Annotated in this window: 14 protein-coding genes and 1 pseudogene; 2 read left to right on the top strand and 13 right to left on the bottom strand. The window is 65.3% G+C overall.

From position 1 onward, the window contains the following. Positions 1 to 15 precede the first annotated feature (15 nt). The 13 genes and pseudogenes from AC0L3X_RS26310 to AC0L3X_RS26370 form a co-directional block, all read right to left on the bottom strand. Positions 16 to 417, bottom strand: coding sequence for a VOC family protein (locus AC0L3X_RS26310; protein ID WP_063984190.1), 402 nt, complete (start codon positions 415 to 417; stop codon positions 16 to 18). A 134-nt stretch (positions 418 to 551) separates the two neighbouring features. Next, positions 552 to 1,358: pseudogene (locus AC0L3X_RS26315) on the bottom strand (class II aldolase/adducin family protein); the annotation flags it as partial. After that, positions 1,352 to 2,344, bottom strand: coding sequence for an NAD(P)-dependent oxidoreductase (locus AC0L3X_RS26320; protein ID WP_063984191.1), 993 nt, complete (start codon positions 2,342 to 2,344; stop codon positions 1,352 to 1,354). The gene AC0L3X_RS26320 and the pseudogene AC0L3X_RS26315, both read right to left, overlap by 7 nt. Before the next feature lie 598 nt (positions 2,345 to 2,942). Next, complete coding sequence (locus tag AC0L3X_RS26325) at positions 2,943 to 4,640, bottom strand: GMC family oxidoreductase (RefSeq protein ID WP_354132307.1); 1,698 nt, start codon at positions 4,638 to 4,640, stop codon at positions 2,943 to 2,945. Between the two features lie 63 nt (positions 4,641 to 4,703). Beyond that, positions 4,704 to 6,035, bottom strand: coding sequence for an MFS transporter (locus tag AC0L3X_RS26330; protein ID WP_063984193.1), 1,332 nt, complete (start codon positions 6,033 to 6,035; stop codon positions 4,704 to 4,706). A gap of 72 nt (positions 6,036 to 6,107) precedes the next feature. Continuing rightward, complete coding sequence (locus AC0L3X_RS26335) at positions 6,108 to 6,914, bottom strand: enoyl-CoA hydratase/isomerase family protein (RefSeq protein WP_063984194.1); 807 nt, start codon at positions 6,912 to 6,914, stop codon at positions 6,108 to 6,110. Between the two features lie 36 nt (positions 6,915 to 6,950). Continuing rightward, the gene (locus tag AC0L3X_RS26340) at positions 6,951 to 8,495 is read right to left on the bottom strand and encodes an AMP-binding protein (RefSeq protein WP_063984195.1); all 1,545 of its coding nucleotides are present in this window, start codon (positions 8,493 to 8,495) and stop codon (positions 6,951 to 6,953) included. Beyond that, positions 8,488 to 9,006 (bottom strand): (2Fe-2S)-binding protein, encoded by a 519-nt coding sequence (locus tag AC0L3X_RS26345; protein ID WP_063984196.1) that lies wholly within the window; start codon positions 9,004 to 9,006, stop codon positions 8,488 to 8,490. The genes AC0L3X_RS26340 and AC0L3X_RS26345 overlap by 8 nt, the downstream gene beginning before the upstream one ends. Then, positions 9,003 to 9,818: an FAD binding domain-containing protein gene (locus AC0L3X_RS26350; RefSeq protein ID WP_473316983.1), complete on the bottom strand. Its 816-nt coding sequence runs from the start codon at positions 9,816 to 9,818 to the stop codon at positions 9,003 to 9,005. The genes AC0L3X_RS26345 and AC0L3X_RS26350 overlap by 4 nt, the downstream gene beginning before the upstream one ends. Then, positions 9,815 to 12,814: a xanthine dehydrogenase family protein molybdopterin-binding subunit gene (locus AC0L3X_RS26355; protein ID WP_063984198.1), complete on the bottom strand. Its 3,000-nt coding sequence runs from the start codon at positions 12,812 to 12,814 to the stop codon at positions 9,815 to 9,817. The genes AC0L3X_RS26350 and AC0L3X_RS26355 overlap by 4 nt, the downstream gene beginning before the upstream one ends. 143 nt (positions 12,815 to 12,957) lie before the next feature. Beyond that, a complete protein-coding gene (locus tag AC0L3X_RS26360; RefSeq protein WP_014496257.1) occupies positions 12,958 to 13,797 on the bottom strand; it encodes a helix-turn-helix transcriptional regulator in 840 nt (279 codons plus the stop codon). A 127-nt stretch (positions 13,798 to 13,924) separates the two neighbouring features. Further along, the gene (locus AC0L3X_RS26365) at positions 13,925 to 15,346 is read right to left on the bottom strand and encodes a UbiD family decarboxylase (RefSeq protein WP_063984199.1); all 1,422 of its coding nucleotides are present in this window, start codon (positions 15,344 to 15,346) and stop codon (positions 13,925 to 13,927) included. 25 nt (positions 15,347 to 15,371) lie between these two features. Continuing rightward, positions 15,372 to 15,992 (bottom strand): UbiX family flavin prenyltransferase, encoded by a 621-nt coding sequence (locus AC0L3X_RS26370; protein WP_283018596.1) that lies wholly within the window; start codon positions 15,990 to 15,992, stop codon positions 15,372 to 15,374. 173 nt (positions 15,993 to 16,165) lie between these two features. Here AC0L3X_RS26370 and AC0L3X_RS26375 point away from each other — a divergent pair, with 173 nt between their 5' ends. Together AC0L3X_RS26375 and AC0L3X_RS26380 are read left to right on the top strand one after the other, a co-directional pair. After that, positions 16,166 to 17,137, top strand: coding sequence for a LysR family transcriptional regulator (locus AC0L3X_RS26375; protein ID WP_063986499.1), 972 nt, complete (start codon positions 16,166 to 16,168; stop codon positions 17,135 to 17,137). A 212-nt stretch (positions 17,138 to 17,349) separates the two neighbouring features. Then, a complete protein-coding gene (locus tag AC0L3X_RS26380; protein ID WP_063984201.1) occupies positions 17,350 to 18,390 on the top strand; it encodes a Bug family tripartite tricarboxylate transporter substrate binding protein in 1,041 nt (346 codons plus the stop codon). Positions 18,391 to 18,436: the final 46 nt, after the last annotated feature.

An 18,436-nucleotide genomic window follows, 5' to 3' on the forward strand; every position in this document is an offset into this window, starting at 1 on the left:
GCCGGCAGCAGGCTGCTATTTCCGCTCAATCAGCTGCGCGATCTCCCAGACATGGCCTGAGGGGTCGGCAAAGGACGCAGTTCGTCGCCCCCACGGACGGTCGATCGGGCCATTGAGCAGATCGACGCCAATCTCCCGCAGGGCTGAACAGACCTGGTCGACGTCGACGACCCTGATCGTCAGGAGTGCGCGCGCCCCTGCGGAGGACTGCGCGACACGCAGCGGCTCGACAAGCGGCGGTGCCTGAGACGCGTCGAGAAGATTGACCAGGAGCCCGCCAAATCGAAGCACGGATGAGACCGCATCCTCCCAGACCGTCTCGGACGCGAAAACCTTGGCGTAAAACGCTTTCGACGACGCAATGTCATCGACGAACAATGTGATGACTTCAACTTCGCTTGGCAGACCATTGACCATGTCGCCCTGCTCCTCACCGTTGCTGCGGCAGCCTGCACAAGCGTGACAAGCCGCCTGCCGCTATATCTCACGATGTTAGAGCATGGCGCAATTCGGCTAGCCGGGTCATCGGCCCGGCTCGGAAGCCTCGATCCCTAATTGAATAGATCCGGTTCCGCCTCGGTGATCCAGTCCCACAACGGCTGGAAGCTGAAATAGCCGCCCTTGTGCGTTCCGACCTGCCGCGAGGTCAGGCTGGCGATCTCGTGCGGGATCGGCTTTGGCGTTCCGGCGGCTTCCGCAAGCAGCTGGGCGCGCGCAGCATTGTCCATGGCGATGTACCACCAGGCGGCAGCCTCGATGGTCGGTCCGACCGTGAGCAGGCCGTGGTTCTGCAAGATGGCCGCCTTCTTCGATCCCAGCGCGTGCGCGATCTTGCGGCCCTCTTCCGCCTCCAGCACGACGCCGGAGAACGGATCGAACAGCACGTGATCCTCGTAGAAGGCGCAGGAGTCCTGCGTCAGCGGATCGAGCAGGCGGCCGAGCGCCGACCAGGCCTTGCCATAGGTCGAATGGGTGTGCGCGGCCGCGATCACCTCAGGATGCGCGGCGTGGATCGCGGAGTGAATCACGAAGCCGGCCTGGTTGATCGGCTTGTCACCGATCAGGATGTTGCCATCGTGATCGACGAGCTGAAGGTCGGAGACCTTGATCTGACTGAAATGCTTGGACAGCGGATTGATCCAGAACCGCTCGGGGAACTCCGGATCGCGCACGGTGACGTGGCCTGCGAGCCCCTGATCGAAGCCGTAGCGCGAGAACAGGCGGAATGTTGCGGCAAGCCGCTGTTTGCGGTGCAGCCGCTCTTCCTCGAACGTCGCGGCCGGCGTGCGCTCGACCAGAGAGTATTTCTTGGGCTTCTCGACGACCTTGTTCATTGCTGCGGTTTCCTTCTCTAGTACTCGAGATTCTTGTCGAAGACGTCGGCCAGCGCCACGCCATGCGCATAGGCATCGAGGTTGACCAGCGTCTTGTCGGCCAGCCGCTTGGCATCCTCGCCACCCGTCCATGACACATGCGGGGTCAGGACGACCTTGGGATGGCGATAGATCGGATCGCCCTCCGGCGGCGGCTCGGGATCGGTGACGTCGAGCGTCGCGCCGGCAATCCGCCCCTCGTCGAGCGCCTGCAACAGCGCACTCTGATCGACGATCCGCCCACGCGCGACATTGATTAGGTGCAGCGACGTCTTGGCCCGCGCCAGCACATCGGCGTTGATCAGACGCGCGGTCTTGGTCGTCGCCGGCAGAGCAAGGACGAGATGATCGGAAACCGCGACCAGTTCCTCGATGCTATCAACCGGCTGGATGCCCGGAAGGACATATGGCCAGGCCGAGCGCCTGAGAACCCTGATGTTGACACCGAACGGCTTGGCCCGCTCGGCGACTGCGCGGCCGATCGCGCCGAAACCGGCAATCCCGATCGTCTTGCCGGTGAGCGAGCCCAGCGGACTGATCTTCCACTGCTCGCGGCTGCTCGGCCGGATGTCATGGATGCGCTTCTCGAAGCCGAGAATCGCCGCAAGGACGTATTCCGCGATCGGATCAGCCGAGATGCCGCGGCCGACCGTGACCACGGGACCGTCGAGCAGCCACGCCGGAAAGAAATCGACTCCCGTCGATGCGGTCTGGATCCAGTGCAGGCCAAACGGCCAGCCGGCCGGCTTCTCCGCAGGCGCCTTGTGCCAGCCCACGAGCGGCCGCGTCAGCAGCACGTCGGCTTCGGGAGCAACCTCCCAGGGCGCGCGATCGGCGGAATGATCGATGATCAGCGGGCGCGACCAGTGATCGACCAGCGCCGCACGAATGTCCGGGCCAAGCTGATTGACGATGATCGGCGATCGCACGCTGGTGGAGGCGCGCTGGTTTTCAACTCGGGGAGTGTTCATGTCACGCAGTCACGATGGCAACGATCCGGATATGCTAGGCGTTTGCGGCAAGATAGTCCTTTCAAAGATGACGGGTGTCTTGCAACAAGAGGACGACGCGCTTCGGCAAGACAAAAGGATTTGTCTCTGGAGCCCTGGCGCCTCTGCGGGGGCTCGCGCCCGACGCGGCAAAGGCTCGAACCCGAGCCCTGCTGATTAAGAGCCAGTTGGTCCCATCCCAGGACGTCGCGTCATTGATCGACTAGGTCGCAGTTAGCTGCGTGAGTGCAAAGAAGCTGCGCTTTCCGCGACCAATCCGCCTGCTGAAAAACGCCTGCTCACATTGGCCTGCGCAAATTTTTTTCTCGATCTCCCGGTGCATACGTCATGCACACGCCGCCCCTTAACTGATTGAAACAATCTAACCCTCGCTCCAATCCATCACGGGCCACTTTCTAACAACAGCGAAGAAGAGCGAGCCCTGTCCAACGTGAACCGCTCGATGCCGCAGTCGGTCGTCGCGGCGCTTCCTGTTCAGGAGTCGAATCCAACGGAGTGACCTCGTGGAACTCGAATACCTCACGCAGGAGGGCGTTTCCGCGCTGGCGCAGCACAAAGCTTAATTTCGCGACAGCAGGGCATCACTGATCTTCTCGGCCGCCATGATCACGGGAATGTTGGTATTGGCCGTCGGCAGCCGCGGCATGATCGAAGCATCCGCCACGAAGATATTGTCGCTGCCGATCACCAGCCCTTCCGGGGCGACCACCGCTTTCGGGTCGGATGGATCGCCCATGCGGCATGTCCCCACGGGGTGCCAGACGCCGAACACGCTCTGTCGCACGAAGGCTTCCAGCGCGCGGTCGTCCGCCAGCGTCGCCTGGAAGGCCGTGCCGTTGAGCAGCACAAGGCGGATCAAGAGCTGCCTGAGGCCCGCGGGCACGTCGAGCATCGGGCCGAGGATGGAGGCGACGATTCGGTTGGCCGTGCCATACCGGCTCAGCCGCTTGATGCGCGGGGAATAGGAGGCCGGGAAGAAATCGGCCGCCTCGGGGTTGAGCGCGGAATGAACGATAAGCTTCGCGAGCAGCCGGACCGACGCAACCATCCGCTCGAGATCGCGATCGTCGGACAAGAGGTTGAGATCCACGACCGGATAGGTTCTGGGATCGGGCGTCGCCAAGGTGAGCGAGCCGCTCGAATACGGCCGGTTGCACCAGAGGAAGTAGAGCCCGAGCCGCGTGCCCAGCGCGTGCCAGCCGCCACGGGCCGAGGCCGTGATGTACATGTCGGAAGCATCGCAGCCCTGATGTCCCGACGAGAAGCGCATCGCCGCGCAATTGGGTCGCCGCCGGGCAAGCGGCAACCGCAACCGCCGCGGCAAATATTGACAGAAGGTCAGCGCGGGATGATCGCGCAGATTGCTGCCGACGCCGGGCAGATCGATCGCCACGGGAATGCCGAGCGCTTGCAGCGCCGCACCCGGGCCGATGCCCGCCCGCATCAGGATCGCCGGCGATTGCAGCGCGCCTGCGGTCAGGATCACGCGGCCGGCGGCGACGGCGAGCTTCTGCCCGCCCCGCGCGACCACGACGCCCGTCGCGCGGCGGCCATCGAGCTGGAGTTGTTCGACCTCGCTGTCCGCCCAAATGATCAGGTTCGGCCGCGCGCGCGTTGCTGCGTCGAGATATCCGGTTGCGGTCGAGACGCGCCGGTCATTGCGATTGGAGAAGGCCGGCGGAAAGATGCCGTCCTCGAACTCGCCATTCTGGTCCTTTCGGAACGGCAGGCCGGTCGCCGACAACGCTTCGCCGACGGCGTGGCCAAACGGCGGCATCGCCTCGCGCGCGATGCGGCGGATCGGGATCGGGCCGTGCTTGCCATGCAGCGGGCCGTCGAAATCCAGATCAGTCTCGAGCTTGAGGAAGTACGGCAACACATCCGCCCAGCCCCAGCCCCGGGCACCGAGATCGCGCCACTCGTCATAGTCGCGCGGCAGGCCGCGATTGGCCGATTGCACGTTGATGCTGGAGCCACCGCCCATCACCCGGCCCTGCTCGTAGGCGCGGACGACCGGCTTGCCCTCGGCATTGCGGCCGGCGGCCGCTGACAGGCCCGGCCAGATGTATTTGTCGCCGAAGAACAGCGTCATCGGATAGCTGTCGAGTATTTCCGGCGGCGTCGCCTCGGGCGGCGTGTCCATCCCGGCTTCGATCAGAAGCACGCGACGGCTTCCGTCTGCGGAAAGCCGATTGGCGAGCACGCAGCCCGCCGACCCGCCGCCGACGATCACGTCGTCGAAATGCAGCCCATCCATTCCCGTCTCATCGCGCAATTCGATGGATCGGCGCGGCCACGAATGCGGCCGCGCCGATTTGGCTCAGCGGAAGTTACCCTTGGTCTCGGGGATCACGACCGCCCCGATCAGGTAGATCACGAACACGCCGACCGCGAAATAAGCCAGCGACATCGGGATCTCCGCAGGGCTGCCGCTCACCAGCGAGACGAAGGTCGGCATCATGCCGCCCAGCGCGAAGCCGATGTTCCAGGACAGGCCCGTTCCGCTCGCGCGCAACGCGGTCGGAAAACGCTCGTTGAGGAAGATCAGCACCGGCGCATAGCCGGCATTGCCGATGAAAGCGATGGCGAGCGCATAGAGCGTGATTTGCGTCGTGTCCTTGGTCGCCGCGAGATTGAGATAGCACAGCGGCAGCAGCACCGCGGCCAAGACACCGATGATGAGGAACGTCTTCTTGCGGCCGATACGATCGCTCAGCGCGCCGACCAGCACCGCGGAGAAGAACGCCGACACGCTCGCACCCATCAGGATCAACGACGAGGTCTGGTTCGGGACCGCATTGATGACTTTCAGGAAGCTCGGCAGGTAGCCCGAGGTCAGGTAGTAGCCGGCGCCGCCACCGAAGGTGATGAGAAGGTTGACCAGCAGCACGCCGCGATATTCGCCGGAGAACACGTCCCTGACCGGCGCCTTCGAGACCTTCGCCTGCTTCTTACCCTGCTGGCGCTTGAGCTCCTTGAAGTAAGGCGACTCCTCGAGGTTGCGGAAGATGAACCAGCCGAGCAGCGAGCTCAGCAACCCCGAGAAGAACATGAAGCGCCAGCCCCATACCGCGAAGGCATCGCCGGGGAAGATCGAGGACGTGATCAGGAAGATGAAGGACGCGAGCAGCGCACCGATGCCGGCGCCACCGCCGCCGACCAGACCCGACATCGCGCCGCGCCATTGCGCCGGCACCGACTCGGTGCCGATGGTGTGGGTGGAGGCCACGACGCCGCCGACGAAGATGCCCTGCACCAGACGCAGGATCAGGAAGAGGATCGGCGCGATCACGCCGACCTGGGCGATGGTCGGCAGCAGGCCGAACGCCGCCGTGCTGATGCCGACGCCGATGATGGCGATCAGCATGGCCTGCTTGCGGCCGTGCACGTCGGCATAATGCCCGAACACCGCCGAGCCCAGCGGCCGCATCAGGAGCGTCACGGCGAAAGAGCCGTAGACCGCAGCCAGCGACAGCGCTGGGTTGCTCGACGGAAAGAACAGCGCGCCGACGACCGGCGCCACGTAGAGCAAAATGAACAAATCGAACAGATCCAGCGCCCATCCGAGCACCGATGCGATGATCGCATTGACCATCTGCTTGTTATCCGCCGACGCCTGTGCGCCCGCGGCCGGCATATCCATCTCAGCCATGCTGTTTTACCTCCCCCGTTTTGATAGAGCCGCGGTTCGCGTCATTGCGACCCGCGGCAGTTTTGTCGCGCATCAGCGCCCGGTGAACTTCGGCGGACGCTTGGCGTTAAAGGCTTCGACGCCTTCCTTGAAGTCTTCCGACTGCCGCAGGCGGCTGTAGCAATGGCCTTCGAGCTCGATGGCGATCGCGAGCGTCGAATCCTCGGTGTCGTTGAGCAGCTTCTTGGCGGTGCGCTGTGCCAGCGGCGAGAAAGTGCGGAGCTCGTCGACCAGCTTGTCGGTCGCCTTCTCCAGCTCGGCATCCGGCACACACTCCGTGGAGATGCCCCAGTCGAACGCCTGCTTGGCCGAGATACGCTTGGAGCGCATCACGATGTCCTTGGTGCGGGTGATGCCGACCATCTTCTGCAAGCGAGCCGAGCCGCCCGAGCCCGGGATCTGGCCGAGCTTCTGCTCCGGCAGCGCGTACTGCGTGGTCTCCGAGGCAATGCGGAAGTCGCAGGCGAGTGACAGCTCGAAGCCGACGCCGAAGCAATAACCGCGGTTGGCAACGATCACGGGCTTGGCGCAGCGCGCCGGCGCGGCGATGTTCCAGGCGAGCTTGGAGACGTGCTCGGGGCTCGCCTCCATGAAGCCGCCGATATTGCCGCCGCTGGAGAAATGCTCGCCCTCGCCGCGCACCACGATCACGCGGACGCGCGGATCCTCGTCCAGCGTCTCGAAGGTCAGGCGCAGCTGGTCACGCTGCGGCATCGCCACGACGTTGTAGGGCGGCCGGCCCAGGATGATATCGGCCCGCTCATGCGCCTCATCGATCTCGACCTTGAACCCGTCGAGTTTTGCGAGTCGAGGATCGGTAAAATTGTAGGCTGACGGCATGTTGGTTTCCTTCTGTTGATTGTAGATGAGTGATGATCAGGCGGCGTCTGATGGCGGCAGGCGCTCGGCTTCGTATTCACCGGCGACGAGCAGTCGCCGCAGCAGTTTGCCGACCGGCGATTTGGGAATGGCGTCGACGAAGACGTAGCGGCGCGGCCGCTTGAAATTGGCAAGGCCCGTGGTCCGGCAGAACTGCTCCAGCTCGACGTCCGACACAGGGCGATTGCGCTTGACGAAGGCGGCTACGACCTTGCCCCATTTCTCGTCGGCGACGCCGACCACTGCGACCTCGTCGACCGCCGGATGCAGCGACAGGCAGCTCTCGATCTCGACCGGCGAGACGTTCTCGCCGCCGGTGATGATCATGTCGTCGACGCGGCCGGTGACGAACAGGTCGCCGTCGGGATCAACGAAGCCGGTATCGCCCGTAAAATACCAGCCCTCGCGCAGCGACTTGGCGTCGGCTTCAGGGCGGCGCCAGTAGCCCTCGAAGGCCTCGTCGCCGGCCAGCGTCGCGATGATCTCGCCCTCCTCGCCGACCGCGGCAAGCTCCGCGACCGACTTCGCTCCGATGCGCACGACCTTGACGTGCTGGTTCAGCCCCGCCTTGCCGGCCGAGCCGGGCTTTGCGGCGGCGTTCTGGTCGATCGTAAAGGTGTAGATCTCGGAGCTGCCGTAGTGATTGACGAACAACTCTGGCTTGAACGCCTCGTTCAGCTTCTTGAGAAGGCCGTCGGTCATCGAGGCACCGGCGAAGCCGAGCTTGCGGACGCTGGAGACGTCGGTCCTGGCAAAGGCCTCGTGATGAACGAGGTCGTGATAGAGCGTCGGCACCAGATAGAGGTTGGTGATCTCCTCCTTCTCGATCAGGGCCAGGGCCTGGTGGCTGTCATAGCGCGGCAGGCAGATGAAAGTGCCGCCGATCAGCGACATCGCCAGCAGCGAGCGGACGCCCATGGTGTGGTAGAGCGGCATGACGCCGAGCGTGCGCTCGCCGCGGCCGTAGAGATTTTGCGCGACATGGGCGATCGCCGCGGCGCGTTCGGCGCGATGCCGCCGCGGCACGCCCTTCGGCCGCGAGGTTGTGCCTGACGTGTAGAGCATGATCGACCAGGCATCGGTGCCGACACGCGGCTCGGCGTCCGGCGCGCTGTCCTTGATCAGATCGGCAAAGCTGGTGGCCTCCCCCGTCCCGGGATCGACGGAAACACGCAGCAGCTTGCCTGCCAACCCCGAGCCCTGCACCGCCTCGGCAGAGATATCCTGATAGACGATCGCGCAGGCTTCGGCGTTCTCGATGCAGTAATCGAGCTCGTCGGCCTTGGCGCGCCAGTTGATCGGCGTGATCACGAGGCCTGCGAACTGGCAGGCCCAGTGCAGCGTCGCCGCTTCCCAGTGGTTTTGCAGCAGCGTGACGACGTGATCGCCGGGCTTGAGGCCAAGGCGGTCGAATGACGCCACGAGCGCAGAGATCTTGCCGTACCATTGGCGGTAGGTCAGGCGGAGATCGCCGTCGACAAGCGCAATCGCATGAGGATCGCGCGCGGCGCTGGCCATGAAGCTGCTGGCGAGATCAAGCATCGGACGTCTCTTTTTTGGATGAAGCGAGTTCGGCGGCGGCTTCGAGCGCCGCCTGGATGATCGGTGTGTAGCCGGTGCAGCGGCAGATATGTCCGCTAAGGAGGTCGCGGATCTCGGCCTCGGTCGGCGCCGGGTTCCTGGCGAGATAGTGGTCGAGCGACATCAAAATGCCGGCGGTGCAGAAGCCGCACTGGAGCGCGTGGTTGCGGCGGAACGCCTGCTGCAGCACGCCGAGCCGGTCCGCCGACGGCGCGAGGCCTTCGACAGTCTTGAGCTCGCAACCATCGACCTGCGCGGCGAGCGTGAGGCACGACCGCGTCAGCATGCCGTCGACGACAACAGTGCAGGCACCGCAGACGCCGTGCTCGCAGCCGACATGGGTGCCGGTCGCGCCCAACTGGTGACGCAGGAAATCGGACAGCAGCATGCGCGGCTCGGCCTCGCCCTCGACCGGCTTGCCGTTGAGCGCGAAACGGACGGCATGGCGCTGATCTGCCTTGAGACGGGTCATTGCAGCACCTCGCCGATCAGATCGCGACCGATCATGCGCACGAGGTCGCGGCGGTAGCGCGCGGTGGCGTGGACGTCGTCGCGGGCGCCAAGCTCGTAGGCAAAGTCATTGAGGGCATCGTCGAGCGCGCTGCCCTCCAGCCGCGGCCAGTCGCGCGCGGTCGGAACGTCGGCGACGCCGCCGACTGTGAGGCGCACGCCCGTCGGTGTCTTCATCGCGGCGCAGGCGACGATGGCGAAATCGCCATGGCGTCGCGCGACCTCGCGGAAGACGAAGCGCGATCCCTTGACGGCGGGCAGCGAGATTCCTTCGATCAGTTCGTCATCGGCGCGCGCGGTCAGCATCATGCCGGCGAAGAAGTCCTTGGCGGCAACGCGCCGCCGCCGCTTGGCGCTGCGCAGCAACACCTCGCCGCCGAGCGCAACCAGCGTCAGCGGCATCTCGGCGCTGGGATCGGCGTGCGCGAGCGAGCCGCAGATGGTGCCGCGGCTGCGGGTCTGCATGTGCCCAACCCATGGCAGCGCCAGCGCGACCAGCGGCAGCGCCTCGGCGAGGTCAGGCCATGCCAGGAGGTCAGCCTGGCGCACGCCGGCGCCGATAGTGACGGCATCGCCCTTCCGCTCGATCTCGCGCAGCTCCCTGATGCGCATGATGTCGATCAGCAGTTTTGGCTTGGCGAGGCGCATGCTGAGCATCGCCATCAGCGACTGCCCGCCCGCGAGCACGCGCGCATCGCCACCCTGCTGCGCGAGTCCTTCGAGGACATCGCCAAGGGTTTCGGCACGGAGATAGTCGAATGCGGACGGTTTCATCGGCGTCCCCCGAACAGGCTCGCCACCTTTGCCAGCAGCGCGAAGAGCGAGAAGCCGCCCTCCGCACCACCACCGCCGGCCTTGCGGGCGAGCGCAGTGAAGAACTGGCCGATGATGACGCGCGTCGCGCCGTCGAGCAGGCGACCGCCGATGCTCGCCACCTTGCCGCCGATCGCGGCGTCGTAGCTGTAGGTCAGCTTCGTTCCGCCATTGCCGTCGGGCGCGAGCGTGATGCGCCCCTCGGCATTGCCGAAACCGAGCGCGCCGGTGGCACCGCCGCGCAGGGTGACCGCGCGCGGCGGATCGAGATCGAACAGCTCGACGTCGGCGCGATAACGCCCGCTGACCGGGCCAATACCGAGCGTGACGTCGGCGCGGAAATGCGTGTCGGTGATCTTGTCGACGCGCTGGCAGCCGGGAATGACCGATTGCAGCGTTGCGGGATCGAGCAGCATCGCCCAGACCTGCTCGGGCGCCCCCTTTACCGAGGCCTGCCCCTCACCGCGCAGCCGCCGGTCGCCTTCGCGCACAGGCGCGGCAGTCGCGCCGCCAGCGGGAGGCGGCGGTTCGGCACCGCGCACCAGCTCTGCAAGCCGCGCCGGCACCAGCGGCAAGGTGATATCGGCAATGCCGAGCGCGTCCGCGACTGCATTGGCGAGGCAGACGGGTGTGGACATGCAATTGCCCTCACCGACGCCTTTTGCGCCGAGCGGCGTGAACGGCGACGGCGTCTCCATGTGGATGATCTGCGGCTCCGGCACCTCTGTCGTGGTCGGCAGCAGATAATCGGCGAGCGTTCCCGTCAGAAAGCTGCCGTCCTCGGCGTAGGCATATTCCTCGTAGAGCGCGGCGCCGAGCGCTTGCGTAAAGCCACCGCGGATCTGGCCGTTGACCATGGCGGGATGCAGGATGGTGCCGCAATCGTGCATGGTGACGTAGCGGTCGATTCGCGTCTCCAGCGTCGTCGGATCGATCTCGACGCCGCAGAAATCGAAGATGAAGCCGTGGCAGAGCGAAGAGTTGATGCGGTCGTCCTCGTCGGGCGGCGTCAGCTCCGGCGGCGTCCAGAACACGGTCTCGCGGATGGTCTGGCCGGCATCATCAGGCAGCGAGCCCGGCGACCAATGGCTGAGCGCCGCGACGCGCGAGAACGCGATCCGGTTCTCCGGATTGTGCCTGGAGGCAACGAAGCCTTTCGCAAACACGATGTCGGCGGCTTCGACGTTCAGCTGGCTGGCGGCGATGCGGGCGAGCCTGCCAGCAACGCGCTCGGCTGCGATCTTCGCGGTACCGGCCACGGCTGCGGCGAAGCGGCTGGCGTAATTCCCTGACGCAATCGACCAGGCATCCTTGGCGGTGTCTATCTCGGTGTTGACCCGGATGTCTTTCGGCTGGAGGCCGAAGACGTCGGCAACCACCTGAGACAGCACCGTGCGATGGCCCTGCCCCTGCGGCACAGAGGCGACGTGAACCGTGACGCTGCCGACCGGGTCGAGCCCGACGGTTGCGGTTGCCTGCGCGCCGTTCTTGGGACCTGCCTTGCGGCGCTCGGCCGCCGTCAGCACGGTGGTGATGTAGCCCATGTTGGAGACGCTGGGCTCGACCACCGCGGTGAAGCCGATCCCGTAGAGCCGCCCCTGCGCTCGCGCCTCGTCCCGCTTCGCCTTGAGCGCAGCGAGCCTGCCCTGCTCGACTGCGAGCGCGACGGCTTCCTGGTAGTTGCCGGAGTCGAGCAAGGCACCAGTCGCTGTGCGATAGGGAAACGCGCCGGCGTCGATCAGATTGCGCTTGATGACATCGAGCGGATCGAGGCCAAGGCCGATCGCGATCCGCTGCACCAGGCGCTCCAGTGCGAAATAGACCTGCGGGCCGCCAAAGCCCCGGTTGAGACCGGTCGGCGTCTTGTTGGTGACGACGACGCGGTTGCGGATCTTGACGTGACGGATGTCGTAGGCGCCGGTCAGATTGCCGTGCATGCGGTAGAGCGTGGCAGGCTCAGGCGCGCGCAGATGCGCGCCGCAATCCTCGACCTGGTCCCAGTCCAGCGCGAGGATCTTTCCGTCGGCTGCGACCGCCGCCGACAAAGTCGTCGCGCGGTTGGTCGCCGACACCGACGCGGTCAGATGCTCGAGCCGGTCCTCGATCCACTTGACGGGCCGGCCCGTGACACGCGCGGCCGCGGCGATCAGCACGATATAGGGAAACACGCCCTGCTTGACACCAAAGCTGCCGCCGGAATCCGGCGGCGTACGCAGCCGCAGCCGGTTGCCCGGCACTTTCAACGCGCGCGCAATCACGGTGTGGATGCTGAACGGGCCCTGGAAATTGGCGAGCACCTCATAGGCATCCTCGCCCGCATCGTGCGAGGCGACGACCCCGTAGGTCTCGATCGGCGTGCAGGAATTGCGGGGATAGCGTATGTCGATCGAGAAGCGATGCGGCGCGTCCGCGAAGGCCTTTTCAGGATCGCCGTACCGGAAATGGCGGTCACTGGCGAGATTGCCGGGAAAGCCTTCGTGCAGTACCGGCGCGCCTGATACGAGCGTCCCGAGCGGATCGACGACAGCAGCCCGCGGGCGATACTCGACGTTGATCAGCTCGGCCGCATCCTCGGCGCGCGCACGGTCAGTTGCGACGACCAAAGCGACCGGTTCGCCGACATAGCGCACGCGGTCCATCGCGATCGGCCAACACTCCACCGGCGCCTTCACGCCGACGACGAGGCTCGTGGTGACGGCCTTGACGTCGCTGCCGGTCAGAACGGCTGCAACGCCCGGCAGACGCTTGGCGGCTTCAACATCGATGGAGAGAATATCGGCATGCGCATGCGGCGAGCGCAGGATCGTCGCGTGCAGCGTGCCGGGCTGGACACCGAGATCGTCGATGAAGCGGCCGCGGCCAGAGAGCAGCGCGGCGTCTTCGACGCGCTCGATCGAACGCCCGACCCACGGCTCATCGCCACTTCCCGGATTTGCGGATTTGACCGCCTGCAACATGTCCCGGCATACCTCCCGACGCGTTCTTTGACGCGACGATGACGTTTGTCAGGACTGGGGGTGCGGGAGCCATACCGCCCGCTCTCACGACTTACCAAATCGTCTCATTCGAGAGCGTGCAGCGCAATATCGGCCCGCAAGACTCAACCCGCAAGACGCGAGACATTGCGAAACTCGCGCGGGCTGACGCCGGCGTGATCGCGGAAGAAGCGCGTGAAATGCGCAGGCTCCGGAAAGCCAAAACGCTCGCTGAGCTCGCCGAGCGGTGTGTCCTCGCGCATGACAGCATCGAGCGCGCGCTCCATGCGGACGACGTTGAGATAGAGCTTTGGCGAGACGCCGAGCGAGGTCTCGAACAGGCGGAAGAACTGCGCGCGCGAGAGGCCTGCGCCCTTCACGAACTGATCGACGTTGGCATAGGAATCATGCACGCGCATCGCGTCCATCGCGCGGCGGATCCGCCAGTCGCAGCTCACCGCGCTCATGCCGCGGATCGAGGTCGGGAAGCTGCGCCAGGGCGTGAAGCGCTCGATCACCGCGATCATGAGATCCGAGAGCGTCTGCTCGTGGGTCCGCACCGCATCCGGATTCGCCATCATTTCGGCCGCCAGATGCAGCGTGAGCTGACGGATGCGCGGCGACACCTCGCCCGACGGCCGCTCGAAAAAGCCCGGCGCACCGCTGGCCGCCCAGCCGGGACGGAACTCCTTCAGCCATTCCGGCTCGATATAGAGCGCCATGATCAGCGTGCGCGGACGGTTGGCGTCGTGCACATAGGCATGCGGCTTCCAACCGTCGACGAGCACGGCGGCGGTGTCTGTCAGCGGCGTGACCTGGTCGCCCACAAGAAACTGCGTGTCGGAGCCCTCGACCTTGAGCAGGACGTGGCAGTGATGATGAGCGTGGCGGACCAGCGAACGGTCCATGTCGAGCAGAGCGACCCTGCCGAAAGCGCCATGAGCGATGCGCAGGGCCGTCGACATCAGTTCCTTCCTCCCGGCAGCGTTGCGCTGCAAAATGATTGCTTCATTGGCGCGGCACTATAAGCAGCACCCGCTTCATATTCCAACGGCGCAAACCGACGCAAGTTGCTTCCGAGCGGTAATCCGCTCATGCGCGCGTCTCCGAAAGAAACCGCGCGACCGCAGCGCCGGGGTCGGCCTGCAAGGCAGTGGCGAGATCGACCTCCTCCTCGCCCTTGACGCGAATGCGCTTGAAAGCGAGCTCGGGCGCGTTGACCGGCGCGGTCGCATCGAGACCCATCTTGGCGCTGATGCCGTTGTCGGTCGTCGGATCGAGCTTCGAGCCGAGCGCGCCGGCGACGACCATGAGGTCGCGGTCGGCCTGGAAGCGCGTCGCCACCGCCCATTCGATTTCCTCGGACGAGGAGATGTCGACGTCCTTGTCCACCACGATCACCTGCTTGATGTCGTAATGGGCGCCGAAGGCGCACATCATGATGTTCTTGGGCTCCCCGTCGTTCGCCTTGTCGATCTTGATCGCGAGGTGGTAGCGGCAGGTGCCGCCGCGCGTGAGGCGGACGTCGATCACGCCCGGAAAACTGCGCCGCAGATGCTGGAGCAGCGTCGCTTCGCGCGGCACGCCGCCGAGGATCAGGTGCTCAAAACCGCCGCCCACGATGGTATGGAAGATCGGTTTCGCACGATGCGTGATCGCATCGACCTCGATCACCTCGCGATTGGCGCGCGGACCATAATATTGGGGGAATTCGCCGAACGGACCTTCCGGTTCGCGCACGCCCTGAAGAATGCGTCCCTCGATGACGATCTCCGCGTGGGCGGGCACGCGGACTGAATTGGTGCGACACTTCACGACGTCGACGGGCGCGCCGAGCAGCGCACCCGCAATCGCCATCTCGTCATCGTCAAGCGCGGCGATCGCCTGGGAGGCCAACATCAAGGCCGGATGCGCGCCGATCACGATCGCGATCTCCAGCGCCTGGCCCAGCTCCTCCGCGAGGCGGTAGTAGGAGAAGGTGTGCCGCGGCAGCAGCAGCACGCCGATGCGGTTCTTGCCAGAGATCTGGCAGCGGTGGATCGAGACGTTCTGTACACCGGTCTTCGGGTTGCGCGCGATCAGCAGGCCGGCCGTGATGTAGGGGCCGCTGTCGCGCTCATTGTGCTTGGGCACCGGGAGTTGGCGCAGCAGATCGACGTCCTCGTGGACGACGTCCTGCACCGGTCCGCTCGCGACCTCATGCGTCGGCAGTGGATGGTTTGCAGCAGCCAGGAACCGTGGCAGCAACTGGTCCTCGGTCACGCCGATGGAATCGGCGACCCAGTCGCGTCCGGCGAAGAGATTGGCGACGACGGGAATTTCATGCCCATCGGGGCGCGGGAAGAGCACCGCGCTGTCGCGCTCCAGCCGCTTGGCGACGGCGGCGAGCTCGTCAGCGAGCCCAATGCCCTCGCGGGCGATCGCGAGCTTGCCGCGCTCGGCGAGAAACGCGAGCCAGGCGCGCAGATCGGCGGGCGCGTTCGCGCCTCTCCTCGCAACATTTTCCATTGGCATACGGGTCATTCCTCAGGTCTTCAGGTCAGGGCGCGATCTTGCGCAGCGGCGGCGAGCGGCGCTTGAGCGACTCGTCCTCGCCCCAGCGGCGCACAACGCCGATATCGATGTCGAACAGGTCGAGCACACGGCCGACGGTGTGCTCGACCATGTCGTCGAGGTTCTCGGGTTTTGCGTAGAAGGCCGGCACGGGCGGGGCGATGATCGCGCCCATCTCCGACAGGGCCGTCATCGTCCTGAGATGCCCGGTGTGCAGCGGCGTCTCGCGCACCATCAGCACCAGTCGCCGGCGCTCCTTGAGCACGATGTCGGCAGCGCGGGTCAAAAGCGTCGTGGTCACGCCGGAGGCGATCTCGGACATCGAGCGCATCGAGCACGGCGCCACGATCATGCCGGCGGTGCGGAACGAGCCGCTGGAGATCGCCGAGGCCATGTCGTCGATCGCATGGCAGACATTGGCGAGCTCCCTCACCTCCGCGATCTTCAGGTCGGTCTCGTAGGCAAAGGTCAGCTCAGCGGTCTTCGACATCACCAGATGCGTCTCGACGCCGGCATTGCGCAGGAGCTGCAGCAGGCGAACGCCATAGGTGACGCCGGAGGCGCCGGAAATGCCGATGATCATCCGTTTGGGTGTGGCGTCCTGCATATGTCTGATTTCGCTCCCAGACGGCGCGGCCCTCGAGGCCTCGCGGTCCGCCACGAGACTAGGCAATCCCACCCATCACTACAAATAATGATTGATTATATCATCCATCATCTGTGATGATGGCCGCGCACAAGCAACAGCGAACAAAGGACAGCTCCGTGGAACTCAGGCAGATGCAATATTTCCTTTGCCTGGCCGAGGAAAAGAACGTCACCCGCGCCGCGCGCCAGCTCAACATCGTGCAGCCGGCGCTGAGCATGCAGATCGCCAAGCTCGAGGCCGAACTCGGCCAAAAACTGTTCGACCGCAGCGTCCAGGGCATGACTCTGACCAGCGCCGGCGAGGCGCTGGTGCGGCTGACCGCGCCGATCGTGCGTGACGCCGAATATGCGCGGCAGGAGATGGCGCAGCTCGGCGGGCGCATTTCGGGGCGGGTCTCGGTCGGCCTCATCACGTCGGTGGCGCAGAGCACTATGGCCAGTTCGTCGGCGACGGTCGCCAGTCGTTATCCCGAGATCACGCTGTCCGCCTGCGAGGGCTATACCGAGACGCTCGTGGACTGGGTCAACACCGGTCAGCTCGATTTCGCGCTGATCAACGTGCCGCGCCGGAAGACGCCGCTGTCCGCGCATCACATCATGGACGAGGAGATGGTGTTCGCCTGCCGCAAGGACAGCCCGGTCAGGCCACCGGCAAAGCTGCGGTTCGACCACATCGCGAATTTCGACCTCGTGCTGCCGTCCAAGCGCCACGGCCTGCGGCTGATCCTGGATGAGCACGCCGCCGCCATCGGCATCGACCTGCGGCCGCGGCTCGAGCTCGACACCCTCCCCGCGCTCTGCGACGTGATCGCGACCACCGACTTTGCCACAGTGCTGCCGACCATCGCGCTCCGGCAATCGCTCGCGAGCGGCGCCATCCGGGCGCATCGTTTCGACCAGCAACGGATCGTGCGCTCGATTGCCTGGGTGCATCACCCGCGGCGAGCGGTGTCGGTCGCGGCCAAGGCGGTGCTCGACGTCATCAGCCACGATCTTGCGCAAGCGGCCGCCGTGGCGCGAGAGTTTGTGGAGCCTTTCATTGGCAGCACGACCTCATCGCCTCGCAAGGCGCGCAGCAAGACGCGGCGGAAAGCGATCTCTTGAGTGCAGAATTCCTGCTCGGACAAGATGTCGCGCCCACTGCAAAATGAGACGGGTTGGTAAGTTTTGAGACGTGCAGGCATGACGGTCGTAGCGGCCTGCTAACTACGGTCCAGGCGCAGAAAAACGCGACCTGGCGCTCATCCCCGACGACTCCCGTCCCGGACGCTCCCTGGGCTCGCAGAACAAGACACAGTCGGGAGATTCAGTCCGAGATGGCACGGTTCGGTCGCAGCAAGATCACAGATGGCGCTCACCAGGAGAGCGAGGGATTTCGTCCTGACCGGAGGTCGCTGCTCACGCTCGGTGGTGGCGCCCTGCTCGCAGCAACGGGAATGCGGCATGCAAACGCGCAAGACTATCCGACCCGCCCGGTCCAGGTGCTTGTGCCCTTCGCCGGCGGCAGCGCCAGCGACGTCATCACCCGCATCCTGCTCAACCGCATGTCCATGTCGCTAGGGCAGGCCTTCGTGGTTGACAATCGTCCCGGCGCCGGCGGCAATATCGGCACCGCTGCTGCGGCGCATGCAGCACCCGACGGCTACACGCTGCTTATGAGCACCTCCGGTCCGCTGGCCGCGAACAAATCGCTGTACAAGGAGCTGCCCTACGATCCGCAGAAGGATCTCGTCCCCATCGGCCTGTTCGCGACGCTGCCGAATGTCATCGTGATCAATTCGAGGCTGCCACCGAAATCACTGAACGAGCTGATCGACTATGCCAAGGCGCATCCGCGGGAGCTGAACTACGGAACGGTCGGCGTCGGCTCGTCGCAGCATCTGGCGGCCGCCTATTTCGAGCAGCTCACGGGCACCGAGATCACGCACGTTCCCTATCGCAATATCGCCGCCTACACGCCGGACTTCATCGCGGGCCAGGTCCCGCTTGGCTTCCAGCTCTTGCCGAACGTCATCAGCCTGATCAAGAGCGGCGATGCACGCCCGCTCGCGGTGGCCAGCGACAAGCGCATGTCCGCGCTGCCGGATGTGCCGACCGCGGCGGAGGCGGGCCTCAAGAATTACGAGAGCGCCGCTTGGCTTGCTCTGCTCGCGCCCGCGAGCACAGGCAAGGCCGTGCTCAACAGGCTCTATGCGGCGATGGCGGAAGCCGTGAACGATCCGAAGGTGCGCGCCCTCTTCGTCGAGCAAGGCGCCGAGCCCATGGTGATGGACCCACAAGGCCTGAAGGATTTCATGACATCGGAAACGACGAAATGGGCTGCGGTCATCAAGAAGATCGGCATCGAGCCGATGTAACCCCGAGCTTTTGTGCAATTATCAGCATCGTCCGGATGATCCGTCC

This window comes from Bradyrhizobium sp. MI1.7 (assembly GCF_055811795.1).